Annotated in this window: 16 protein-coding genes and 1 pseudogene; 6 read left to right on the top strand and 11 right to left on the bottom strand. The window is 57.8% G+C overall.

The window, feature by feature from the left end; translation table 11 throughout:
• Positions 1-16 precede the first annotated feature (16 nt).
• Genes tssM through ACMGGE_RS03580 form a run of 5 tightly spaced genes read right to left on the bottom strand, consistent with a single transcriptional unit; the run spans position 17 to position 7290 of the window.
• Complete coding sequence (tssM, locus tag ACMGGE_RS03600) at positions 17-3637, bottom strand: type VI secretion system membrane subunit TssM (protein WP_229226050.1); 3621 nt, start codon at positions 3635-3637, stop codon at positions 17-19.
• Between the two features lie 3 nt (positions 3638-3640).
• The gene (locus tag ACMGGE_RS03595; RefSeq protein ID WP_045908263.1) at positions 3641-4879 is read right to left on the bottom strand and encodes a DotU family type VI secretion system protein; all 1239 of its coding nucleotides are present in this window, start codon (positions 4877-4879) and stop codon (positions 3641-3643) included.
• Between the two features lie 17 nt (positions 4880-4896).
• The gene (gene tssK, locus ACMGGE_RS03590; protein ID WP_029740099.1) at positions 4897-6240 is read right to left on the bottom strand and encodes a type VI secretion system baseplate subunit TssK; all 1344 of its coding nucleotides are present in this window, start codon (positions 6238-6240) and stop codon (positions 4897-4899) included.
• 28 nt (positions 6241-6268) lie between these two features.
• On the bottom strand, positions 6269-6772 hold the full coding sequence (tssJ, locus tag ACMGGE_RS03585; RefSeq protein ID WP_023618341.1) for a type VI secretion system lipoprotein TssJ: 504 nt from the start codon (positions 6770-6772) through the stop codon (positions 6269-6271).
• Between the two features lie 23 nt (positions 6773-6795).
• Positions 6796-7290 carry a hypothetical protein gene (locus ACMGGE_RS03580; RefSeq protein WP_045908262.1) on the bottom strand — a complete coding sequence of 165 codons (495 nt, stop codon included), beginning with the start codon at positions 7288-7290 and terminating at the stop codon, positions 6796-6798.
• 1004 nt (positions 7291-8294) lie between these two features.
• Between ACMGGE_RS03580 and ACMGGE_RS03575 the strand changes: the two genes are divergently transcribed.
• Positions 8295-10583: an FdhF/YdeP family oxidoreductase gene (locus ACMGGE_RS03575; RefSeq protein WP_420293355.1), complete on the top strand. Its 2289-nt coding sequence runs from the start codon at positions 8295-8297 to the stop codon at positions 10581-10583.
• 22 nt (positions 10584-10605) lie between these two features.
• Positions 10606-11502, top strand: coding sequence for a LysR family transcriptional regulator (locus ACMGGE_RS03570; RefSeq protein ID WP_032675006.1), 897 nt, complete (start codon positions 10606-10608; stop codon positions 11500-11502).
• Here ACMGGE_RS03570 and ACMGGE_RS03565 read toward each other — a convergent pair.
• Positions 11481-12239 carry a phosphate/phosphite/phosphonate ABC transporter substrate-binding protein gene (locus tag ACMGGE_RS03565; RefSeq protein ID WP_196351748.1) on the bottom strand — a complete coding sequence of 253 codons (759 nt, stop codon included), beginning with the start codon at positions 12237-12239 and terminating at the stop codon, positions 11481-11483. The genes ACMGGE_RS03570 and ACMGGE_RS03565 overlap by 22 nt on opposite strands.
• Positions 12232-13202, bottom strand: a pseudogene (locus ACMGGE_RS03560) (fatty acid desaturase). Before ACMGGE_RS03560 ends, ACMGGE_RS03565 begins: the two are co-directional and overlap by 8 nt.
• 149 nt (positions 13203-13351) lie before the next feature.
• On the opposite strand from ACMGGE_RS03560, the gene ACMGGE_RS03555 reads away from it, so the two are divergent.
• Both ACMGGE_RS03555 and gap read left to right on the top strand, forming a co-directional pair.
• Positions 13352-14332: a GlxA family transcriptional regulator gene (locus tag ACMGGE_RS03555; protein WP_032675009.1), complete on the top strand. Its 981-nt coding sequence runs from the start codon at positions 13352-13354 to the stop codon at positions 14330-14332.
• Between the two features lie 78 nt (positions 14333-14410).
• Positions 14411-15421: a type I glyceraldehyde-3-phosphate dehydrogenase gene (gene gap / locus ACMGGE_RS03550; RefSeq protein ID WP_045908256.1), complete on the top strand. Its 1011-nt coding sequence runs from the start codon at positions 14411-14413 to the stop codon at positions 15419-15421.
• A 41-nt stretch (positions 15422-15462) separates the two neighbouring features.
• On the opposite strand, the gene ACMGGE_RS03545 is transcribed toward gap, so the two are convergent.
• Positions 15463-16650 (bottom strand): MFS transporter, encoded by a 1188-nt coding sequence (locus tag ACMGGE_RS03545; protein WP_032675011.1) that lies wholly within the window; start codon positions 16648-16650, stop codon positions 15463-15465.
• A 115-nt stretch (positions 16651-16765) separates the two neighbouring features.
• Between ACMGGE_RS03545 and ACMGGE_RS03540 the strand changes: the two genes are divergently transcribed.
• Positions 16766-17722, top strand: a complete 957-nt coding sequence (locus ACMGGE_RS03540) for an AraC family transcriptional regulator (protein WP_048029460.1) — start codon at positions 16766-16768, stop codon at positions 17720-17722.
• Between the two features lie 13 nt (positions 17723-17735).
• On the opposite strand, the gene ACMGGE_RS03535 is transcribed toward ACMGGE_RS03540, so the two are convergent.
• Entirely contained in the window at positions 17736-19073 is a 1338-nt protein-coding gene (locus ACMGGE_RS03535) for a carbohydrate porin (RefSeq protein WP_048029459.1), read from the bottom strand.
• A gap of 425 nt (positions 19074-19498) precedes the next feature.
• On the opposite strand from ACMGGE_RS03535, the gene ACMGGE_RS03530 reads away from it, so the two are divergent.
• Positions 19499-21184 (top strand): alpha,alpha-trehalase, encoded by a 1686-nt coding sequence (locus tag ACMGGE_RS03530; protein WP_420293354.1) that lies wholly within the window; start codon positions 19499-19501, stop codon positions 21182-21184.
• A gap of 64 nt (positions 21185-21248) precedes the next feature.
• On the opposite strand, the gene ACMGGE_RS03525 is transcribed toward ACMGGE_RS03530, so the two are convergent.
• Both ACMGGE_RS03525 and ACMGGE_RS03520 read right to left on the bottom strand, forming a co-directional pair.
• The gene (locus tag ACMGGE_RS03525; RefSeq protein ID WP_420293353.1) at positions 21249-23351 is read right to left on the bottom strand and encodes a TonB-dependent siderophore receptor; all 2103 of its coding nucleotides are present in this window, start codon (positions 23349-23351) and stop codon (positions 21249-21251) included.
• Between the two features lie 112 nt (positions 23352-23463).
• A complete protein-coding gene (locus tag ACMGGE_RS03520) occupies positions 23464-23718 on the bottom strand; it encodes a GlsB/YeaQ/YmgE family stress response membrane protein (RefSeq protein WP_420293352.1) in 255 nt (84 codons plus the stop codon).
• Positions 23719-23800: the final 82 nt, after the last annotated feature.

Genomic DNA, 23800 nt, shown 5'->3' with positions numbered 1-23800 from the left:
ACGGCTGTCCTTGCGGTTATGGGCATGAGAAACGGGGAAGCTGGAACGGGTTACGAATGCTGTTCGGCGCAAATTCCAGCGTGACCTGATGTCCGTCGACGTTGAAGGTGGCCTGACGGCTCAGGCTACCCGTGCCGGGGCTGGTGCTCGCTTTATCGAAAAAGCGGTTCAGCGCCCAGGCGCCGTTGGTGACCAGCGTCGCCGTACTGCCGTTCGCCAGCCCCAGCTGCATACGGACCTGGTTGGTGCCGCCCGGCCCCGGCCAGTTCATGATCTGTACGGCCTGCGGGCCGTGGCTGTAGCGCAGCAGCTGACCGTCAACGTCCAGGGTCAGGTTCAGAATGGTGTTATCCATTCGCACGGTGCGAACCGTCACCTTGAAAGACGGCGTGGTTGCGCCGTTAGCAAAGAAGGCGTCGCGAATCGACTGGGCCTGCTGGAACGGCCTCAGCAGCCCTTCACTTCCCGGCAGCGTTTTCCCGTCAATGCCCGGCATAAAGCGCCAGTTGGCCTGCGTGGTATCCACCTTGTTGGTCAGGTTATCGCGAAAGAAGGTATCCATCAGCCCGGTTCCCGGCGCAAACATGCGCGCGAGATCGTCCGGCGTCACCTCGGTGCTGGCGCTGCGCACCAGCGGGTAGCGACCGGCAATTGCCTGGCGGCAAAATCCGCCCACTTCAACGTTAATGCGCTTACGTACGTTTTCCAGGTCACGGCGCTGGGTGTCGCTGCTGGCGCCTACCGCCATGTTGCTGAACATGGTTTGCAGCCCGCCTGGCAGACGACCGGCGCTGGCCTGCAGACGGCTGATCGCCTCCCCGCCCGGCGCAGGCATGCCGCTGTTGGCCGCATCCTGAACGGCGGTCAGGTAGCGATAGAGTTCATCCACCTGCTTGAGAAAATCATCAAACACGATGGTCTTTCCGCCCTTCTCCAGCGGCTGCGCCAGCTCAATCATCGGCGCATAGTGGTCGGTCACCAGCTGTTCCGGTGCCTGCGTAACCACCGCGGCCTGCGTCGGTGCAGCGTCGTTGTTGCTGAACAGGGCTTCCAGCGTACGGGTGGCGCGGTTGCTTTGATCCTGCGCTTTACCCGCATCTTCCGGCGCTGGCGCATTGCGTGACAGCGTCAGGACCTGGCTCAGGTTCTGCACCAGACGGCGCAGCGGCGAGTTGGCGCCGGAGAGCAGGCGCGCGGTGTTGATGCGCTGGGAAAGGTCGGCGCTGTTATTGAGCTGGATGTCGGCGAGGAAGCGATCCCAGTTGGCGATAAAGTCGCGCATATAGAGCTGGCGCACGGCGTTATCGATCTGCTGCTTATCTTCCTGCGCGGTGGCGGCCCCCAGCACCCAGGCGTCGTCCTCGTGCAGCGCCGTAGTGACGCTGTCAATCTGGCCGTTAAAGCTTTTCCAGTAGCCGTCCGGCGTATAGAGACCCGGTACGCCCTCGCTCACCGGCTTGCCGCTTTTGCGCGAAAACACCAGCTCGCTCTGCGGTCCGCCGAGGTCGGAAAGGGAGACCGGCTTCAGGTTGTCATCATGTTCCAGCAGGCGCTTGAGGCGGCCATAGACGCGCGTGGAAAGCGGCTGCTGGTTGATCATCGCTCTTTCGCGTGCGACCAGGGATTCGTCCTGCGCGTACGGCGAGGCCTGAATCTTCGGCTCCAGCAGCTGCGTCAGATGCCATTCAAGCTGCTGCAGCTGCGCCTTCGTGACGTTCTGCGGCAGGTTACGCTGCAGGTTGAGCATCACCCATGAATGCAGGAATTTGCCGTCATAGTGTTTCGGCTGATACAGCATCTGATAGGCTTTCAGCGCTTCATAGCTGTATTCCACATCGCTGCCGTTGTCGTTGCGCAGCCAGGTGGTGATGTGCATGGCGACGGCAGGCAGCAGCATCTGATCCAGCGCTTTCTGGTACAGGGACTGGGAGGCGTCGCTAACGTCATCCCCGCGATAAAGCCCCATGCGGCGGGAGATCGGCGGATCGTTGACATCAAAGGCGTCGCTTTTCGGCAGATCCACCAGGCTATTCAGCAGCGGCAGCAGTTCGAACAGGTCACGCTGAGTCTGGTTCTGTAAGGCTTTGCTCTGCTGGTCAAGTAGGGGCACCTTCGCATCCACCTCTTCCAGGTAGGCCTTGTTTTTGGCATAGCTGGTGAGCCACAGCCCGCCCAGGATCGCGAGCAGAGCCAGCAGCGCCGCATAGCCTGACCAGATCACCGCCCGGTTGCGCAGCTCCCACCAGCGGTTTTCCCCGGCGATCCCAGCTTCCTGGAAGATGACGTTTTGCAGCAGGTTCTTGATGAAGAAACTCTGGCCTTTTGCACCCGGGATTGGCGCTTCTTTGCTGACCGAATCCCAGTTATCGCTCTCTGCCCCTTCCGGCAGCGACAGGGCGCGGTTCAGTTCGCCCATCACGCGGTCGAACGGCATGCCTTCCTGCGTCCCGCTGGCGAAGTAGATCCCGCGCGGGGAGAATTCGGTTTCGAAGTTGGAGCGGGCGAAAACGGTGCTCAGGTAATCCGCCAGCAGCGGACGCAGCGCGGCGAACTCCTGCGGGAAGAGATACGCTTCGGCGCGGGTTTTCGCGTCATGCTCTTTGAGCATGGTTTCCGGCAGCCCGGCGTCGAGGCGCTGCTGCAGCAGCGAAAACTCCTGCTGGAAGTTGCCCATCAGGTCATAATCGGCGTGTTTGGTTTGTTCCCACGGCAGCGTAAAGCCCCAGATCTGATCGCGCTGCGCTTTATCGTAGTCGGCAAACCAGGCGCGGAAGCCTTTAAGCAGGTCGGCCTTGGTCACCATCACGTAGACCGGGAAGCGGATACCCAGCTGTTCATGCAGCTCGGACAGACGCTGACGCAGGTTTACCGCCTGCTGGCGGGACGCCTCGGCTGACTGGGTGAGCAGGTCAGAAATGCTGATGGTAACGATCACGCCGTTGATCGGCTGGCGGCGGCGATACTTACGCAGTAACCCCATAAACTGCAGCCATTCCCCGGCATCCTGCACCTGCTCGCTCTCCTGGGTGGTATAGCGACCCGCGGTGTCCAGCAGCACGGCCTCGTTGGTGAACCACCAGTCGCAGTTACGCGTGCCGCCAATACCCCGCAGGGCGGTCTTACCGAAACGGTCGGCCAGCGGGAACTGCAGCCCGGAGTTGACCAGCGCCGTGGTTTTACCGGATCCCGGCGCGCCGATAATGACGTACCACGGCAGCTGATAGAGGTACTGCGTGCTGAAGCGCTGCGTCCACTGGGCGCCCTGTCCCGCCTTGCTGAAGTGCGCTTTTTTCAGCATCTGCGCGGCTTCATCAAAACGGCTGGCGAGGATCTGCTCCTCACTGTTCAGTCGCTTCTGCGGATCCGCCGCTTCCGGGCTGGCGGTATTCTCTTTGAGCTTATCCATCAGCTTGCGGTTCAGCCAGGCGTTGTACAGGCGCGGCAGAATATGGCCCTGCGCCCAGAGCAGATAGACCACGGCGATACTGATGATGCGGTTCTGTTCCGATTCAAGCGGTCGGGTGTCCACGATGGACAGCAGCGGTCCAATCATCCAGATCACCGCCGCCAGCGCCGTGACGCCGAGGAAGCTCCACAGAATGCGGTTAGTCAGTATGGAAAGAAGAGTCGTCAGCATTCCTTAGTTTCCTTGCGGCAATCCGTTCAGCTCGGCCTGGGTATTTTCAGGCGACACCAGCAGAGTAATTTCCACACGGCGGTTACGGGCGCGGTTTTCAGGCGTCGTGTTCGGCGCCACCGGGTTAATCTCGCCCCGCCCTTCCGCTTTCACGCGGCCAGGCTGAGAGAGGCTTCCCTGCAGCATTTTCTGTACCGAGCGGGCGCGTTCCAGGGAGAGTTCATAGTTAGAGGCAAAGCGCGCGCTGCGGATCGGCACGTTGTCGCTGTAGCCCACCACCAGAATTTTGCCGCTCACGTTATTCATCGCCTGCGCGATGCGGTGGATGACCGGTTCATAGCGGTCACGCACGACGGTCGAGGCAGAGGCAAACAGCCCGTCGCCTTTCAGGATAACCACGCTGCGATCCGCTTCATCTTTCACCGCGACGAGGCCAGCCTCGATCTCCGGTTTCAGGAAGCCGCGCAGGTTCAGCACCGCCGGAAGCTGACGCGCCGGCTGCTGAATAGTGGTTTCCGGCAGCTGGGACTGGTAAATCTTCGCCAGCACCGGGTTGGTGCTGTCGCCAAGACGCCAGTTAAGCACGATATAAAACAGGCAGGCGATAAACCCGGCCAGCGCCACACAGGCCCACAGGGGGACCATGGGCCGCCAGAGCTTGCGCAGCACCGGACGATCTTCCGGATGAGGAGAAAGCGGCGGCGGATAGCTGCCGCGCACGCCGCGGATCATCTGCCACAGCCGCTGCTTGATGGTCTCAAGCTGGGTGCGGCCATTGTCCAGCACCCGATAGCGCCCTTCGAAACCGAGCAGCAGACAGTAGTTGATCATCTCCAGCAGCAGAATGTGCTCGCGCGGGTTTTGCGACAGGCGCGCCAGCAGCTGAAAGAACTTCTCGCCGCCCCAGGTTTCGTTATGGAACGTCACCAGCAGGCCATTGCTTGACCAGACCCCGCTGCTGCCCCAGGGGGTGAGCGCGGCAGCCTCATCGAGCGCCGTACACAGGCAGTAGCGTGCCCCGACGATCACTTCGTAGGGCAGCCCCGCCTGCTGGCAACGGACTTCAAAACGGCGAATTTCATCGATCAGGCGCTGGCGTAGCGCCACCTGATCGTCATGCGATACCGAATGACGGATCTGCGGAATCGCATTGAGCAGCGGATTGGCGGCCGCCACCAGCTGATTGTTGCTACTGGCCCCGGTGAACGCGGCATCGCTGCCGGTATCCTGTCGTTCCTGCATATTAAGCGCTCGCTTTATTATTCTGTCGGGCTACGGATGGCCCAAAACTCCATATCCAGCCCCGGGAACTCCCCTGCAAGGTGCAGGGCGAATGCGCCGGACTTATCCATCTCGTGCCACAGCTCGCTGCCCTTCTCGAGCTCGAAGTAGCTGTAGCCGGCATGCCACGGGATCTGCGGCGGTGCGACCGGCATGGCGCGCAGCATAATGCCCGGCAACTGAAGCTGAACCAGATCGCGGATTTTCGACACCGGTGCGACCTTCATCTGCGCCGGGAAATGGGTTTGCAGGTGTTCGCCCGGCACATTGGCTTTGACCGCCAGCACGAAGCCGAACTCACGCACCATGCTGGTTTCAGGCACCGTGGCGATGTTGAGGCCGTGAGAGCGTTCGTTAAGCGGCAGCTGGATCGCGTGGTCTTCCATCACCAGCGACAGCCCCTGACGCAGCATCAGCATCAGCTTGCTGAAGCAGTTTGCCAGATCGTCATGATCGTAAATCGGCAGCACGCTTTCAGCGGTTCGCTGCGATGTCCAGGTGGCAAGTTCGGTCGCGAACGGCAACCAGCTGCGCCAGAGCGTTTCCGGGTGCAGCAGCGGAAGGGTTTTTAAATGAGACACCTCGCCAAGGTGACGGTTAACCAGCGACAGCAGCGTGAACTCGATCAGTTCGGAGGTGTTAAAGCGGCCGGGCTGGCGCAAACGGCCGCCAATTTGCTGGCTGCGCTGCACCAGCAAGCCGTGCAGATCGTTGATCATGCTGTAGATCTGCGGGCTGTTATTGGCATTCAGCATCGGCGGGATGTAGCTGTTGTCGAGCCGCACGTGGTTGTCGTTACGCTTCTCGGTCACAAACGCCACGCCGATGGCGGTCCACTCTGCCGTGAGGTCTTTTTCGAGCATCAGGGTCAGACGCAGGCGGCCAAACTGAACGGTGGCATCCCCCACCGACATGGCGTTATCGTCTTCCACCTCTTGCTCAAACGCAATAAAGCGCGCCAGCGAGGCTGGCTCTTCGCTGAAAATCACCTCTTCTCTCTCACCACGACGAACCGGCAGTGCGAGCACCACTTTTTCGTTGGTGAGATTGTCAGGAATTTTCAACGGTACAGGACCGTTGCGCCCATTACGGACCTGGAAAAAGGTGCCGTCCGGCAGCAGCCCACTGCAGTAGCTCAGAGCTATGCATCCCTGACGAAGCATCGCTTCATCCAGTTCAACGTCGAGAAAGCCCCAGAGATACGATCGCTGCAGCGCGCCCCATTCACGAACATGGTTGAGCAGATAGCTTTCAGTCCGCTGAAAATGGTGTGGACGCAGGAACATGCCTTCGGTCCAGACGACCTTTTCTGCTTTCGTCATGATGATGTGTTTCCTGTTTTGAAGCGCGTTACTGGCTGATGACCCGAATGCCGTTCACGTCGAGAAAAACGTTGGCCTGAAGTTCATCTGCGGACCATTTCCAGAACTGGTAGATATGATTTTCGCCAGGCACGGGCAGAGGGAGTGAAACGCGCCATTTTTTGCCATCCAGCACCTGATACTCCGCCATCACGCCGATATAGCGAGCCTCCGGCGAGCTTTGCCCGCTGAGGGTTTTTGACAGCTGTCCCGGCATCAGGAAGAACACATCGCTGTTCAGCAGATTCGCGCCAAGCGTAGCTGACGCGTTGTTCTGCAGGGAGTAGAAGTCGCTGGACATGAAATCCGCATCGGATTTCAGCAACAGTACCCGGACCTTAAGCGGCGCAGATTCATTGATTTGTGGATGAGCCTGAAACTGCAGATTGTAGCGGGAGGGGTCGCTGTGTGAAGACGACGTACAACCACTGACCAGCGCGAAAATCATCGCGTAAAAGGGTAACCACAGCTTATGAAAATTTTTATTATTCATAAAAATGCGCTCATGAAAGCCGTTTAGTTCAGGATCCAGGTACCGTTAGCGCTGTCTTTGCAGGCTTTGCTGTTACCGTCGACATCAACACAGGTCGCTTTTTTACGCACCTTTGGACGAATAGCCTGTTTACGCACGGTGGCTTCGTACTGGTCGGCCTTGATAACAGCGCGCATCGGAACGTAACCAATCAGCTGTTCGTTACCTTCATCGGCAAGCGCCATCCAGTAGTGTTCAACCTGCCCCAGCACCACGTACGTTTTTCCGGTCTCGAGAGTGCGGATAACTTTACCGCCAAAGTCAGGACGGCTCATCAGGGAGGCCGGATACATGGCACGATACGGCTCGTTAACCGGGTTGAACTCCGTCGGCGCCGTCACGGCGTGACGGTGGGTTAAGGTGACGCCGTTGACCTGGCTGGTCTCGATCGTATCGTCGTTGATCACAGGTTTCTGCGGTGCTTTACAGCCCGCCACCGCCATTACAAACAGAAGTGAAAACAGTACGCGCATTTTCATATGCTTTTCCGTAGCGATATTTCGATGATGGAGATAAAGGGATGAAGTTTGACTTAAGTGCTATTGTTAAAATAGCCAGGATATTTTCGGGGCGTTACTACTTTAAGGGCATAGCTACCGCACGAGCCTTTCAGAATAAGGCCCAGTGTCTTCCTGACATATTTTGACAAACGGTAAACAAGTTTACATGAGCTTCGTATCAATTCAATATTTACCGCCGCGTAACTGTTGGTAAATGAAGCAGTCGGAAAATTATAGGATTAATCCTATGATAAAAAACGTTATGGCCCACCCTTTCTTATTTCTTCACCACAAAACGACATAACTTTATGTTTTATAAATTAAAAAACATAAAGGAGAACCACTTTCATTAACGCAATCACGCTATTATCGCCACTACCATAATTAGTAGAATTCGCGTTTTTTTGATGTCAAAGGAATATATCTCTGATGAATTATTTGTTGCACTAACAGGGTATCTTTAATATTGAAGACGCTTCATCGTCTGGGTGAGAATATTTCACTTATGCAGCAAGATGTTAATTTCATGCCGCAAAAAAAGCGTATATTTTCGGCCGTAATAATTCCACTGTCAGGTATACCTTATATCTATTATTCATTAAGCGTGAGTAAACCTTCCTGCCATTCTCTCAATTGAAAAATGCCTCTAGCAGCCCACCAGCCGCGAATCGCGGCGATATCTCCAGCGCATCAGCTTCATTCGAAGTTTTACTGGCGCTACATACTTTCCTGCTCACCGCCATCTATCTCGCCTACCGGACGATAGATAAGATTTATTATTAAAATGATAAAAATTCGTTATAATTTCTTTAAATATTTAAACACCAGACCAGATAAATTGCTGTAATAAAAAGAGTTTGCGTTAAGGCACTTTTCCGTTCCGTATGTGCGTTGCCATTCGGTCGTCATTGCTTTCACCTATTGCTCTCGTCAGTGATTTTTTGAGCTCAGGCGTTGTGTGATCGAACAAATCAGGAGTGGGTATGAACAAGAAAAGACGCTCGGTGCCAGGCATCAGACACTATGACGGCCCTGCTGGCGGCTGGGGCGCATTGAAAGCAACGGCCATTGCGGTACGCACCCAAATGGATACCCTTGACGCCCCCGCGACGCTGCTGCGCACCAACCAACCTGACGGCTTCGACTGCCCGGGCTGCGCGTGGCCTGATAAAGAACACAAATCGACGTTCCAGTTCTGCGAGAACGGCGCCAAAGCGGTGACCTGGGAAGCGACCAGCAAACGCGTCACCCCCGCGTTTCTGGCCGAAAACAGCGTCTCCTCGCTGCTGGCAAAATCGGACTTTGAGCTGGAAGGCTACGGTCGACTCACGCACCCCCTGCGCTATGATCGGGCGAGTGACACCTTCCGCCCCGTCGACTGGGACGCGGCGTTTCAACGCATCGGCGAAGTATTGCGCGGGCTCGAGCCGGACCAGGTCGAGTTCTATACCTCCGGACGCGCCTCTAACGAAGCGGCTTATCTGTTCCAGCTGTTTGCTCGCGAATACGGCACCAACAACTTCCCCGATTGCTCGAATATGTGTCACGAGGCCACCAGCGTCGGTTTGCCCCGTTCGATCGGGATTGGGAAAGGGACCGTCTCGCTGGATGACTTTGATAAGACTGAACTGGTGATCTCCATCGGCCATAACCCCGGCACTAACCATCCGCGCATGATGGGGACCCTCCACGAGCTGGCCCGCCGCAACGTGCCGATTATCGTCTTTAACCCGCTGCGCGAGCGCGCCCTGGAACGTTTTGCGGATCCGCAGAGCGTGATTGAAATGGCGACCTACAGCTCCACGGATATCGCCTCGACCTATTTCCAGGTGAAGGCCGGAGGCGATGCCGCCGCGCTGAAAGGGATTGCCAAACACCTGCTGGAAATGGAGGCCGAACGCGGGGACGTGCTCGATCGCGCGTTTATTGCCGAACACACCCAGGGCTTTGAGGACTTTGCCGACGATATCGCACAAACCCGCTGGGACGACATTGAGCGCGAGTCGGGTCTGAGCCAGGGGGCACTCAAACAGGTGGCTGAGGCCTATGCGAAATCGAATGCCACCATTATTACCTACGGGATGGGCATTACCCAGCACAATAAAGGGACGGCCAACGTCCGCCTGATCGCTGACGTGCTGCTGATGCGCGGGAATATCGGTAAGCCCGGCGCGGGAATATGCCCGCTGCGCGGTCACTCAAACGTGCAGGGGAACCGTACCGTCGGGATTAGCGAGAAACCCACGCCAGCCTTCCTGAACAGTCTGAAGGATGTATTCGGCTTTGAGCCACCGTCTCACCACGGCCATGACGCGGTGCAGGCCACGCAGGCGATGATCGACGGCCGCGCAAAAGCGCTCATTTGCCTCGGCGGTAATTTTGCGGTAGCGATGCCCGATCATGAACGCGGCTTTCCGGCCATGGGCTCCCTCGATTTGAGCGTTCACGTCGGGACCAAGCTGAACCGTACCCATTTGCTGGTGGGCAAAGAGACCTTTATTTTCCCGTGTCTTGGCCGTACCGAGCTGGATGTTCAGGCCACCGGCCGCCAGTCCATTACCGTCGAAGACTCGATGTCGATGGTGCACGCCTCATCCGGCAAGCTAAAACCCGCCTCGCCGTTGCTTCGGTCAGAACCCGCTATCGTCGCGGGCATGGCGAAAGCCACCCTGCCGGACACCCGCGTGGACTGGCTGACGCTGGTTGAGGATTACGACCGCATCCGCGATCTGATCGAGCAGACCATTCCGGGCTTTGAGAACTACAACGCGCGGATCCGCGTTCCCGGCGGCTTCCGTATGCCGCTGCCGCCAACGCAACGTCTCTGGCCAACGGCGACGGGAAAAGCGATGTTCTCGGTCTTCGACGGCGTACACGAGAACGTCAGCGGTGAAGGTGAGCACGTTCTGCGCCTGATCACGCTGCGCAGCCACGACCAGTACAACACCACCATTTACGCCCTGGATGACCGCTACCGTGGCGTGTTTGGCCGTCGCGACGTGCTGTTTATGAACGAAGACGATATGGCGCAGTCAGGGCTGGAACACGGCGACCGCGTGGATATCGAAACCGCCCTGCCCGGCAACGGACAGCGTCTGGAAGACATTACCGTGGTGGCGTACAACATCGCGCCGGGGACCGTCGGGGCCTATTATCCGGAAGCCAACGTGCTGGTACCGCTTGATTATCTGGATAAGGACAGCGGTACGCCGTCGTATAAATCCGTTCCGGTTCGCATCACCCTGCGCTCAAAAGAGATCCGCATGCTGTAAGGCTGTTCGCGCAGAGAAAAAGATGGATATTAAACAGTTAAAATATTTAATCGCGCTCGACGAGACCCGCCATTTTGGCAAGGCGGCCTCGCAGTGCAACATCACCCAGCCGACCCTCTCCATGCGCATCCGCAGCCTGGAAGAGGAGCTGGGGCTGGTGCTGATTGTGCGCGGGCAGCGCTTTGAAGGGTTTACGCCGGAGGGTGAACGCATCCTCGCATGGGCCCGCGCGCTGCTGGCCGCGCATGACGGGCTACAGGCGGAAGCCGCGCTGTGCAAAGGCCAGGTGGTGGGAGAACTCCGTCTGGGGATGGTGCCGCTGGCGAGTGTGGATCCGATGATCTTTATTCGCCTGCTGACGCAAAAATACCCGGAGCTGACCTATAGCCTCTATTCCATGTCCTCCGCGCAGATTGCCGACGGCGTCAGCCGCAATCAGCTTGAACTGGGGATTTGCTATCTCAACAGCATCGACACCAGCCAGTTCGATATTATCCAGCTTCCTAAAACGAAGATGGGCCTGCTGCACGACGTCCGCCATTTCCAGTTCGGCCAGGAGAGATTGACCTGGCGCGACCTGACGGATTTTCCGCTGGGGTTCCTGACCAAAGGGATGCATTACCGGGCGCATATGGAGGCCAGCTTTAAGTCTGCTGGCATTGAACCGAGGTCCGTTTTCGAGAGCGACTCCACGTTCCAGATCATTCAGGCGGTGCAAAGCGGCGTATGCTGCGCCGTGATGCCGCTGAACAACGGACTGGAAGATCTGAACAGCCATTTCAGGATTGTCCCCATCGCCGATGCGAACATTGAGGCCCCTGTCGGCCTGATTATGCGCAGGCAAAAACCGGTCTCCTCGCTGGCGCTGCGCTGCTTTACCGACGCGCAGGAGATTTATCACGCCAGCAATGAGGCGTAGGCCTGACGCGTCACGACGCTAAACCCCTCAATCAGTACCGCGTCGCAAACGGCCCGGTGTTCCGGCAAACTCACCAGCGCGTGGAGCGCATCGCGAAGGGCGTTCAGGGTGTCAGGCGAAGTGTGGGGCGAGGTAATGAGCGGCAGCCCTGGCGTCAGCGGGGTACGGTCAATGACAGCCAGCCCCGTCAGACCTTCCGGTTCGTGACGCTGCAGCAGTGCCCAGGTGACACAGTCGATGGCCGCGATATCCCCTGCTCCGCGTTTGACATCCTTCAGCGACTGGCGATGGCTGCCGCTAAAGGACGTTTGCGCGAAAAACGGACCGTCCGCCGCCAGAGCCGCTATTTTTTTTCGCAGCGCATTGTAGCCGGACTGCGAGTCCGCAGAGTTACAGACCGCCCGTCGGCCGCGAAAATCCGCCAGCGTGAGATGCCGATCCGCCTCGCGCACCACCAGAAAGCTGCGGTACTGGATCCCTTCGCAGCCCGGGGCCGCGTAGTGAAAACAGCCGACAACCTGCACGTCCGGAAGCTGCGTGACCAGCGGGTAACCGCAGGTCTGGCTGAGGATAAGCCCGGGCTGTTGCCAGTGCGTGAGCAGATCGGACTCCGGCCCGTCGGGGACATCATCGACGGGCACACCGCGTGCGGCCAGCAGCCCCTTTACCGCCAGCCAGAGCGCGCGCGTGTCGGCGCGATCCACCGCATACATGGGAAACGCCAGCAGGTTACTCATACCCTTCCCCCTGTTGCTTTCCGGGGTGAACGGTGACGTCGACGGGACTGCTCCAGAACCGGCGCAGCCATTCACCGTAGCCCCTGACCAGAAAACCGCGGTTTCGCTCCCGGTACGCCTCCCGGTTTTGCTGGTAGATCGCCTTCAGTCCGTACCACGGCACGCCCGGTAGATCATGATGTACTGAATGATAGTTGAGATTTAAAAACAAGATCCGCCAGAACAGCCCGGCCTCGTTAATGACGGAGCGCGCCAGCGGATCGTCCGCCGCACGATGTTCGAAAAACGATCGTACCTTGGTCAGCGCCAGCGCCGGATAACTGACCGCCAGCACAAACCAGACGGGTGAAAAACCGACGTGCGTCATCCAGGCGAAGAGTGCCGCCAGCAGCGTGATGTGAACCAGCCACATCGTCATCGCCCGCAGGTGAAGATGACGAAACGCCGCCACGGCGCTGCCCAGCGTCTGGACGATATCCAGCAGCGGCGCCAGCAGAAGCCGCCCGGCAAAGGTATTACGGGCCCGAATCAGGCGCTTCTGCCAGGGGGGAAGCGCGCCCAGCTTGCCTCGGTAAAATAGTACGACTCCGGGTCATCCACCGGATGGGTCAGGCTATCGTACCGATGGTGGGCCAGATGGGAATCCCGGTACAGGCCGTACGGGTACCAGACCGCCAGCGGGAGCGTGCCGAACAGCTGGTTAAGCCAGGCAAAACGGGTGGGATGCCCGTGGATCAGCTCATGCTGCAACGACATATACCAGGCGGTAAACCCGATGAGCAGCAGCGTGGCGGGCAGCAGGCCGAGCGTTTGCCAGAACGCCAGCGTGGCAAACCAGCCCGCATAAATCGTGAACATTAACAGCCAGGTGGGCAGTTCGCTTCGCCACAAGAAACCCGACGCGAGGCGGTGGATTTGATTGCGTTGTTGTGGATGTAAATAGAGGGAGCTTCGTTTACCCATTCCTTCAGACGCCGTTTCGCCAGAGACAGAGCCCTGAAGATCGGGGATAACGCCTGAAATAACAAAGAACTTAAATCGCTTTGCTTTGCCAGAAACACAGAGCGCACTCGTCGCTTGACTTATTCTGTATTAAAGGTACTTTTCAGGACATGAAGAAGATCCTGATTATCGTTCCCGACGGCGGCATGCTGTTTGAAGCCGCCGGTATCGCCGACATTCTGATGCAGGCCAACCGGCTGCATCCGGAAGGGCTTGCGCAGCCCCGCTACCGGATTATCATCGCCACCACGCAGCCTCACCAGGTGATCCACGGCCAGTCCGGCCTGAACCTGCTGGCGGACTATCGTCTGCCGGAGCTGGATCCGCGTGAACCGCTGGATACCATTATCATCACCGGACGCGGTATGAACGAGCAGGAGAGCATAGCCGTAGTCGACTGGCTGCACCTCGCTGCGCCGCACGCCCGGCGGATCGCCTCTATCTGCGGCGGCGCGATGCTGCTGGCCCAGACCGGCTTGCTGGACGGTCGTCGCGCCACCACCCACTGGCGGCTGCTGGAAACCATGCAAGCCCAGTACCCGTCAATCCAGGTTGAAGGCGGCCCACTCTACATTCAGGACGGCCCCATCTGGACCTCCGGCGGCGTGAGTTCCGGGTTCGACCTGACCCTGGCGCTGGTGGAGGACGACTACGGATTTACCCTCGCCCGCGACGTGGCGCAGGATATGGTGATGTATCTGCGACGTCCCGGCGGACAGCTGCAGTTCAGCCGCTACAGCCTGCAGCAGCCCGGCACAGCAGGGCCGATAGGCGAGGTGCAAAGCTGGATCCTGCAGAACCTCACCGCCGATCTGTGCGTGGAGAACCTGGCCGAGAAAGCGGCGATGAGCCCGCGTAACTTCACCCGCGTGTTTACCCGCGAGGCCGGGGTCTCGCCTGCCCGCTACGTGACCGAAGCGCGTCTGGCCGCCGCCCGCCAGCTGCTTGAACAGACCCGCGATCCCCTTGAACGCGTTGCTGAGCAAAGCGGCTTTGGCACCAGCATTAACTTGCGCCGCATCTTTGAGAAACAGCTTCACCTCACGCCCGGAGAATACCGCCAGCGCTTTCATTGCCGCAAGATGGCGTAATCTGATCCTTTTTTGTCGTTTACGCCAACCGGCCCGACGCCTACAGTGACTCCAGACAACAGAGATAAGGAGTGCACCATGGTTAAGGTCGGTATTAACGGTTTCGGCCGTATCGGGCGTAATGTCCTGCGCGCGGCGCTGGGCAACCCGGCGCTTCAGATTGTGGCCATCAACGATCTGACAGACAGTAAAACCCTCGCCCATCTGCTGAAACATGATTCCCTTCTGGGCAAGCTGCCCGCGCCCGTTGAAGCGGCTGACGGCGCGCTGCAGGTAGACGGCCAGCGGATCGCCGTATTTAGCGAACGCGACCCGGCGAATATCCCGTGGCGTGATGCCGGGGTAGACGTGGTGATTGAAGCTACCGGCTTCTTCACTGAACGGGAGAAAGCGGCGGTGCATATCACCCACGGCGGCGCTAAGCGCGTCATCATTTCCGCTCCCGCGAAAAACGACGACCTGACGATTGTGATGGGCGTCAACCATGATCAGTACGATCCCGACCGGCACACGGTGGTAAGCAACGGGAGTTGCACCACGAACGGTCTGGCACCAGCCGCGCAGGTGCTGCACCAGCAGTTCGGGATTGAGCATGGCCTGATGAACACGACGCACGCCTACACCAATAGCCAGGCGCTGCACGATCAGCCGGAAAAAGATCTGCGCGGTGCACGCGCGGCGGCGCTGTCGATTGTGCCCTACTCCAGCGGCGCGGCGAAAGCGCTGGGGAAAGTAATTCCCTCCCTGGACGGCAAGCTGACCGGGTACTCCCTGCGCGTGCCGGTGCCGGTGGTATCGATTGTCGATTTAACCGTGACGCTGAGCCGCAACGTGACCGCCGAAGAGGTGAATGACGCGTTCCGCAACGCGGCCGCCAGCGGCCCCCTGAAAGATATCCTGGGTTATAGCGATGAACCGCTGGTGTCCAGCGATTACCAGGGTGACCCGCGCTCCTCGATTATCGACGGGCTTTCCACGCTGGTCATTGGCGGGAACATGGTGAAGATCCTGGCGTGGTATGACAACGAGTGGGGCTTCTCTAACCGCCTGGTGGATCTGGCGGTGCTGATGGATAAGAAAGGGCTGTAAACCTGAGGCCGGGTGGCACGAACGCTCACCCGGCTAAAAAATCACTCCGCTTTCACTTTCACACCCATAAACACAATCACCATCGCCGTCACCAGCAGGAAGCCGCTGCCCGCGAACACGCCGCTGGCGCCGTTAAGATCAAACACTGCCCCACCTCCGGCCGCACCGGCGCTTATCGCCAGCTGGATTGAGGCCACCAGCAGCCCCCCTGCACTTTCGGCTTCATCCGGAACGGTGGTCGCAAGCCAGGTGGACCAGCCCACCGGAACCAGGCCAAATGCAAAGCCCCACAGTGCGACCAGCAGCCCGTCCAGCATGGCCAGATGACCAAAGGCGACCATCATGAGCGCGAGAACGCCCATCGCAAACGGCACCAGCGCCAGCGTCAGGCGCAGATTACGTGCCAGCAGATGCCCGGCCACGGAGGTGCCCACAAAGTTGGCGATACCAAAGCCCAGCAGGATCAGTGAAATGGTCTCCACGCTCGCCTGGCCCACCGTCTCCAGGAACGGACGCAGGTAGGTAAAGAAAGCGAAATGGCCGCTGAAGATCAGGATGGTTGCCAGCATGCCGCCGATCATCCCCGGACGGCGCAGCACGCGGAACAGCGTACTCAGGCTACCGCTGCTCTCCGGCTTCATGGACGGCAGCACCCAGAGCTGCCACAGCAGCGCCAGCATGCTCGGCAGAATGCAGAGTACAAAAACGTTGCGCCAGCCGATCAGGCTGCCCAGATAGCTGCCCAGCGGCGCCGCGACTACCGTGGCAATCGATACGCTGGAGAAGATCACCGCCAGCGCTTTCGGCACTTTATCTGCCGGAACCAGGCGCATCGTCGTGGCCGTCGACATCGCCCAGAATCCCCCGATCGCTATCCCCAGAAGCAGGCGCCCCATTAGCAGGACGTGCAGGTTAGGCGCAAAGGCCACCAGCAGGCTGGAGATAATTTGCAGCACCGAGAAAAACATCAGAACCCAGCGGCGGTCGATACTCTTGGTTGCCGGGGTGATCAGCAATCCGGTGACCAGCGCCACCAGCGCGGTGGCGGTGACAGCTTGTCCGGCCATCCCCTCGGTAACGCCCAGGCTCGCGGCCATGGGGGTTAACAAGCTGGCGGGCAGAAATTCGGCCGTAATCAAACCAAATACCCCCAACCCCAGTGAATAGACGGCCCGCCAGGCGGGTTTTGCAGGCGCTACCGCCTCGCTCGCCGCGACACATGAACTCATCTGTTGATCTCCCGTTATAAAAATGTGACTAGTGTCGCAAAAGAATAGAAGGTTCACCCAGGACGATCTATGACATATAATCTCCACTTATTGATTATTCGTCCGGAGTTGCGCCATGACCGTACAGTCACCCGATTTGATCAGCGAACTTTTACGCGGCATGCGCCTGTCAGGCGTGAAATACCGGCGGATTGAAGCCAGTGCGCCATTTGGCGTCGCGTTTCATCAGGCTCCCGGCAGGGCGCAGTTTCATTTTGTGAGCCACGGTAGCGCCCTGTTGCGCATGGAGAGCGGTGCAACGTTCGAACTGAGCGGTGGCGACGCCCTCTTTATTCCCGGCGGAAATTCTCATGCCCTGCTCTCTGACGAACAGGCCACCCTTACCCCTGTCAACGCCTTTCCGAGCGAGCCTATCTGCAGCTCGGTCTGTGCTATCACCTGCGAGCCCTGCCCGGAGAGCGAGAACACCCTTATCTTTAGCGGATGCATGGATTTTGAGCTGGGCGGCATGCAGCCGCTGATCAAGGCGATGCCGGAAGTGATGATGGTTAGTCGGCTGATGTCCACCTGGCCGGAAATTCATCCGCTGCTGGCGGCAATGGAGCGGGAATCCGCGGCGCGTCAGGCCGGGTATGCCGGGATCCTTGCGCGGCTGGCCGATGTGGTGGCGGCGTTAATTGTGCGGGGCTGGGTTGAAGGCGGCTGTGGCAAAGCCACCGGCTGGGTGCAGGTGCTGCGCGACCCGCGCCTGAGCCGGGCCATTTACGCTATGCACCAACAGCCTGGCCTGAACTGGAGCGTCGCCGATCTGGCAAAAGAAGCCGGGACTTCCCGATCCGTTTTCGCGGAACGGTTTCTCGCGGCGACGGGAACGACACCGGCAAAATATCTCAGCGAGCTGAGAATGCGGCTGGCCATTCAGTATATTCGTCATGAAAACCAGCCGATCGAAACCGTCGCGCTGCGGCTGGGTTACGGATCGCTGGCGGCTTTTAGCCGGGCATTTAAGCGCATCATTGGCCATGCGCCGGGCACGCTGCGGGAAGCCAGCCAGACTCCGGAAGAAGCCTGACTGGCGTACGGCATCAGAAATAGTATTTAAAGCGTACGCGTCCGCCGTAGCGATCGTCGTTTTTATTGTCACCCTCTTTTGGAGAGGCGTTGACCCAGGACGCATACGCGCCCAGATAGATGTTGAAGTTTTTCATCTTCATGACGTTCGGAATGAGGTACGACGTATGGATGGTATGAATGTCGTACTCGCCCGGGTCGCTGATCCAGCAGTCGTTTTCACACTCGGCGTCAAAGGTTGAGGTATTAAACTCGTCGATTTCGTTATGAGCATAGATATAGCCCAGCTCAAAATTACGCCAAAGGGCATTGATGCCTGAGGTAAAGTCGGTTTCGCCCGTGGCGTCCAGGTAAGCCGTGTTGAAGTTCATGACCACCCCGTTCTCCGGATCGGTTTTAAGTCCGTCCCAGGTCATAGTAAACCCGTAGCCGGTCCGGTCTGACTGATCGACCCAGCGCCCGGCATCGTCACGATAGCCGTAAGCGTTGTTTACCAGGTTGGTCTCCATAGCGAACGCGGTTGAAAACGGTCCGCTCTGCCATGAGACAACCGGGCGCACGTAGGCGACGTTTTTATCGTTCTCAAGCTCCGCGCCGTGATAACGCTGGTCGACGTACAGATCGCTGCCGTCCTTAAACAGGGTATTCAGTTCGAAATACCAGTTGTCCAGCGTCTTGCTCACCAGGAAGTTACCGCCGCTGTCGGTTCGGCCACGCCCCTCTTTCAGCATATAGATATAGCCGTAGCCATCGCTGTAAAGGTCGTCTGCCGTATTGCCCGAGTATTCCACAAAGGTATCCTGATTGAGCGGAAACATATCATACGCTTCGAAGCGACCAACCTTAATTTCCCAGTCTTTTTCAGAACCGAAGAAAAATACGGCGTCATCCAGATACATTTGCCCAGCAAGATCGCCGAGCGGCTGAACGGAGAATCCGGCATAATTTCCGTTATTCATTTTACGATAACCATCAAAACCCAGCAGAATACGGCCATTAATATCCCAGCGTTCTTTATCCCCGGGTGCCCAGTCGTTATTAGCGCTTTGCTTAACAGACGTCAGGCTACCCGTTTTACTGGCAGCATCCATATTAAGCTCAACGTCACCATAAAATTTAATATCGCCAAAACCTGACAGCGTCAGTTTCGGCGGCGCCTCGTTGTTGACCGGCTCCTCTGACTGCACGGTGACCGTCGCTGCCTGCTGTACCGTCGCCTGTTGCTGCTTAAGCACTTCGATTTGCGCTTCCAGCTGCGCCAGCTTTTCCTCCACGCTTGCTGAGGACTGGGCGGCTAAAAGCGCCCCGGAATAGAGCGCACCTGTCAATATGACCATTTTCTTTAATTTCATAGATTCCGTCCTGATTAAAAAGGAAATACCCAATGATTGAGTTTCGCCATTTCGTACAAATACAGTCAGGAACGCTATTATGTTTTTTGATAACTGAATTACGAATTTTAACTTGTGTGAACCGGGCAGAATAATTCCTTTATTATTAACGAGAGAAACACAACTCGCCTCACATTATTATTTCATCAACTTACCCGACGTTAATTATATAAAATACAAATATAATTATTTAAGATAATAATTAGACCGGTTTCATTCCCACAACAAATTATCAAACGTCCTGCAGCCTGCCTGAGAACGCGGTAATTTGTCTGGTTCTGCGCAAAATGGGATATTCAACACGCGAAGCGGGCAATATTCGTCTAAGGTTTTCAGGTGATTGACAACAGCGGTCACGCTGCCCGGTAAAGACAGGAGACGAAAAGATGATAAAACCTCGTACATTGCGCCCCGCTTGTTTACATCTCGCGCTGGGAGGCGCGCTGCTCGGTGTCGCAACGTTTGGCTATGCCAACGAACAGCCTGCGACTCAGACAACCCCGCCCGATATTTTACTGGGGCCCCTCTTCAGTGATGTGCAAAGCGCTAAACTGTTTCCCGATCAAAAAACCTTTGCGGATGCAGTCCCCAAAAGTGACCCGCTGATGATTCTGGCGGATTACAGGATGCAGCACGCGCAGTCCAGCTTTGACCTGCGCCATTTTGTCGAGATGAATTTCACCCTCCCAGAAGAGGGAGAAAAGTATGTTCCACCGGCGGGGCAATCGTTACGTGAGCACATTGACGATCTTTGGCCCGTACTGACGCGCACCACCGATAAAGCCAGCAACAAATGGGATTCCCTTCTGCCGTTACCGAAGCCTTACGTTGTGCCCGGCGGTCGTTTCCGCGAGGTCTACTACTGGGACAGCTACTTCACCATGCTGGGCCTGGCTGAGAGCGATCATTGGGACAAAATCAGCGACATGGTGGATAACTTTGCGTATGAGATCGACACCTTCGGCCACATTCCCAACGGCAACCGCAGCTATTACCTGAGCCGCTCCCAGCCGCCGTTTTTCTCACTGATGGTTGAACTGCTGGCGACCCATGACAGCGATGCGCTGAAAAAATATCGTCCGCAGATGGAGAAAGAGTATGCCTACTGGATGGACGGCGTCGATGCCCTGCAGCCGGGCCAGGCAAGCAAACGCGTGGTGAAACTGGATGACGGCGCGATCCTCAACCGCTACTGGGACGATCGCGACACCCCGCGCCCGGAGTCCTGGCTTGACGATGTGAATACCGCGAAAAGTAACCCTAACCGACCGGCAACCGAGATCTACCGTGATTTGCGTTCCGCCGCGGCCTCGGGATGGGACTTTAGTTCCCGCTGGATGGACGATCCGCAAAAACTCGGCACCATCCGGACCACCAGCATTGTGCCCGTGGACCTGAATGCCCTGATGTTCAAGATGGAAAAACTGCTGGCCCGGGCAAGCCAGGAAAGCGGCGATGCCGCCAGCGCAAACAAGTATGAGGCGCTGGCCACCGCGCGCCAGAAAGCCATCGAGAGCCACCTGTGGAATGATAAAGAGGGCTGGTACGCCGATTACGATCTGAAGAGTAAGAAGGTACGCAATCAGCTCACGGCTGCGACCCTGTTCCCGCTTTACGTGAAGGCGGCGGCGCAGGATCGTGCCGATAAAGTCGCTGCGGCAACCTCCTCACGTCTGCTGCAGCCGGGCGGAATAGCGACCACCACCGTCAACAGCGGTCAACAGTGGGATGCGCCAAACGGCTGGGCCCCGCTGCAATGGGTGGCGGCGGAAGGGTTGCAGAATTACGGGCAAGAAAAGGTCTCAATGGATGTGACCTGGCGCTTCCTGAAAAACGTTCAGCATACTTATGACCGGGAAAAGAAACTGGTCGAGAAATACGACGTGTCGACAACCGGTACGGGCGGCGGCGGCGGCGAGTATCCGCTGCAGGACGGCTTCGGCTGGAGCAACGGGGTGACGCTGAAGATGCTGGATCGGGTCTGCCCGAAAGAGAAACCGTGCGACAGCGTGCCGGAGAATCGGCCTGCCGCGAATGATGAGGGGGCGCCGGTGAAGGCGACGGCGCAGTAAGTGAGTATTGCCGGGTGGCGGCTACGCCTTACCCGGCCTACTTTTTAAACTCACAGGGCTTTGCTTAGAAACTGTAACTCGCCCCTAACTGATACGTTCTGTCGCGCCCAATCCAGCAGTTGGTCGCATCGTAGCAGGTCAGCGTCTCTTTGTTGGTGATGTTCTGCGCACTGGCCTTAAGCGTCAGCCCTGCCAGCGAAGGCAGGATTTCGCCCATCCGGTAGGATGCCGACAGATCGTACTGGGTGGTACCGCCCAGCTTACCCGCATCGTTAGCGGGTGAGATTTCCATCGGGCCGGTATAGCGCGCCCCCGCCCCCAGCATCAGCCCTTTCAGCGGCGTGTTCTCAAAGGTGTAATCCCCCCAGAGATTGAAGGCATTCTCCGGCACCTGCGTTGGACGTTTCCCTTTGTACTTATCATCTTCCGTATTGATCGCGTGGGTGTAGGCATAGTTCGCAATCAGCGTCAGGTTGTCCGTCGGGCGGCTGATGGCAGACAGCTCAGCCCCTTTGGATTCCACCTCCCCGGTCTGACGATAGTTCAGGAAGCCCGGATCGGAGGTGACGACATTTTTCTGACGGATGTTGAACACCGAGGCGGTAAAGGTGGTGGCGTAGTCGGCCAGCAGATATTTCACGCCGCCCTCCACCTGCTTGCTGGTGGTCGGTTTGACGTCTTTCGCCGCGAGCGTTCCCTTCGGCGACACTGGTGCAAAGCCTTCGGAATAGCTGATAAACGGTGACAGACCATTATCAAAAGCGTAAAGCGCGCCCAGGCGTTTGGTGACGCGATCCTGAGAGACCCAGTCCTTATCACCGTTTTGCAGATAATTGGTGGTCACGGAGCGATAATCGTCGTAGCGCAGGCTGCCCAGCAGATTTAAGCCCCCCCACTCCACCTGATCCTGCAGGTAGTAGCCGTTCTGCTGATAGCTCAGACGGTTTTTCTGGGCGGTATACAGGCCCAGCGCGCTTTCGCCGATCTGCGAATAGTCAGGGTTGCGCATATCCATGCCCGGCGTGGCCGACGCGTAACGGTAGTGGAAATGGGAATTCAGCTTCTGATAGTCAAACCCGGCCAGCAGATGGTGTTGCCAGTCACCCAGCGCCACGGTTTTAGTCACCTGGTTATCGATGTTGAAGCTCTGCAGATCTTCATCGGTGGTGTAGGCAAAGCGGTTGAGCTGATAGACCTCGCTTCCCGTGCCCGTCGCATAGACGCTGCGCTGATGCGTATCGACGTCGAAATAGCGCGCCTTCTGGTTAAAGCCCCAGCCGCTGTCGAACGCATGTTCAAAGCTGTAGCCCAGCATCCACTGGCGCTGCTTAAATCCGTTCCACTCATCACCGGCGTAGTCGCGCTTGCCCGCGTATTTCGAGCGCAGGTAGGCGAGCGGCAGCGGGTTCGACGGCGTCAGGCTCGGGGAGTTCTGCGCCAGCGCATCCAGAGTCAGGCGGGTTTTGCTGTCGGGTTGCCAGGTGACGGACGGGGCAACCAGGTAGTTTTCATACCGGGTGGTGTGCGGCTGATCGTCATTTTCCGTCGCTTTCCCCAGCAGACGGTAGTTCCAGTCGCTGTCGGCGATCTGACCGGTTGAGTCGAGATAGCCCTCTTTCAGGTTGCGGTTGCCGGTGTTAAATCCGAATTCGGTTCGCGCTTCTCGCTGTGGCTTTTTACTCTGGATATTCACCAGCCCGCCCGGCGAGCCGCCGCCGTAGAGAACCGATGAGGGGCCTTTCAGGATATCAACGCTGTCAATTAACAGCGGATCGATGCGGGCTTTGGTATTGCCGGTGACGTTATAGGGCAGCTGCAGCCCGTTGTAGAACTCCTGGTCGACGGTAAAGCCACGAATTTTATATTCGCTCATGTAGGAGGTATTTCCCCGCACCTCGGTTGAGACCCCTGGCGCATAGCGCAGGATTTCATTCACGGAATTCGCATGGCGCTTATCAATTTCCGGCGCAGAGAGGGTCGTGATGACCTGCGGCGTTTTACTTTCAGCAACGGCCGATTTCGTGGCGCTGTTCGTCCAGGCCGGCAGCGCGCTGCCCTGCTCTGCGCCGGTGACGACGATAGTGGATTCTTCGGCGAATGCCGGAACGTGCAGTGCGAGCGAGACGGCGCCTGCCAGGGCGCATAGCGTAAAACGTGAAGGAGTCATAATGTCGTCTTGTTGTTAGATGCGATACGGAACGACAATTATTATCATTTAGATTAACAAATCAATACGCAGCCAAAAAAACGGCCCTCCGCAGAGAGCCGTTTACGTCATGTTATGCTCGTCGCAGTAACCTGAATATGCCCAGCACCACAATGGCGCCCACGACAGCGACCAGAAAACTGTGCAGGTCAAAACCACTTATGTTGCCTCCTAAGCCAAACATCGTCGCCAGCCAGCCGCCCACAACCGCACCAACGACCCCGAGTACACAGGTCAAAATAAAGCCGCCGCCATCGTTTCCCGGCATGATCAATTTCGCGATAGCGCCAGCAATAAGACCAAAGATAATCCAGGCGATGATACCCATAGCGATGCCCTCTTGCAGGTTTAACGCATGCGCAGAAAACCTTCTGCACAGCTAACATAAGTATAGGTCATCGCCGGAAAAT

The organism is Enterobacter sp. BNK-22 (assembly GCF_048684805.1).
GTDB classification, from domain to species: domain Bacteria; phylum Pseudomonadota; class Gammaproteobacteria; order Enterobacterales; family Enterobacteriaceae; genus Enterobacter; species Enterobacter quasiroggenkampii.
The sequence above is the reverse complement of the archived record's forward strand: the minus strand, read 5'-3'. Positions and strand labels throughout refer to the sequence as shown.

Excerpts from the sequence above, each read along its gene's own strand:
- ACMGGE_RS03575 (WP_420293355.1), top strand. The coding sequence starts at position 8,295 with ATGAACAAGAAAAGACGCTCGGTGCCAGGCATCAGACACTATGACGGC.
- ACMGGE_RS03565 (WP_196351748.1), bottom strand. The coding sequence starts at position 12,239 with ATGAGTAACCTGCTGGCGTTTCCCATGTATGCGGTGGATCGCGCCGAC.
- tssK (WP_029740099.1), bottom strand. The coding sequence starts at position 6,240 with ATGACGAAAGCAGAAAAGGTCGTCTGGACCGAAGGCATGTTCCTGCGT.
- ACMGGE_RS03535 (WP_048029459.1), bottom strand. The coding sequence starts at position 19,073 with ATGAAATTAAAGAAAATGGTCATATTGACAGGTGCGCTCTATTCCGGG.
- ACMGGE_RS03540 (WP_048029460.1), top strand. The coding sequence starts at position 16,766 with ATGACCGTACAGTCACCCGATTTGATCAGCGAACTTTTACGCGGCATG.
- ACMGGE_RS03580 (WP_045908262.1), bottom strand. The coding sequence starts at position 7,290 with ATGAAAATGCGCGTACTGTTTTCACTTCTGTTTGTAATGGCGGTGGCG.
- gap (WP_045908256.1), top strand. The coding sequence starts at position 14,411 with ATGGTTAAGGTCGGTATTAACGGTTTCGGCCGTATCGGGCGTAATGTC.
- ACMGGE_RS03525 (WP_420293353.1), bottom strand. The coding sequence starts at position 23,351 with ATGACTCCTTCACGTTTTACGCTATGCGCCCTGGCAGGCGCCGTCTCG.
- ACMGGE_RS03570 (WP_032675006.1), top strand. The coding sequence starts at position 10,606 with ATGGATATTAAACAGTTAAAATATTTAATCGCGCTCGACGAGACCCGC.
- tssJ (WP_023618341.1), bottom strand. The coding sequence starts at position 6,772 with ATGAATAATAAAAATTTTCATAAGCTGTGGTTACCCTTTTACGCGATG.
- ACMGGE_RS03530 (WP_420293354.1), top strand. The coding sequence starts at position 19,499 with ATGATAAAACCTCGTACATTGCGCCCCGCTTGTTTACATCTCGCGCTG.
- ACMGGE_RS03555 (WP_032675009.1), top strand. The coding sequence starts at position 13,352 with ATGAAGAAGATCCTGATTATCGTTCCCGACGGCGGCATGCTGTTTGAA.
- ACMGGE_RS03545 (WP_032675011.1), bottom strand. The coding sequence starts at position 16,650 with ATGAGTTCATGTGTCGCGGCGAGCGAGGCGGTAGCGCCTGCAAAACCC.
- ACMGGE_RS03520 (WP_420293352.1), bottom strand. The coding sequence starts at position 23,718 with ATGGGTATCATCGCCTGGATTATCTTTGGTCTTATTGCTGGCGCTATC.
- ACMGGE_RS03595 (WP_045908263.1), bottom strand. The coding sequence starts at position 4,879 with ATGCAGGAACGACAGGATACCGGCAGCGATGCCGCGTTCACCGGGGCC.
- tssM (WP_229226050.1), bottom strand. The coding sequence starts at position 3,637 with ATGCTGACGACTCTTCTTTCCATACTGACTAACCGCATTCTGTGGAGC.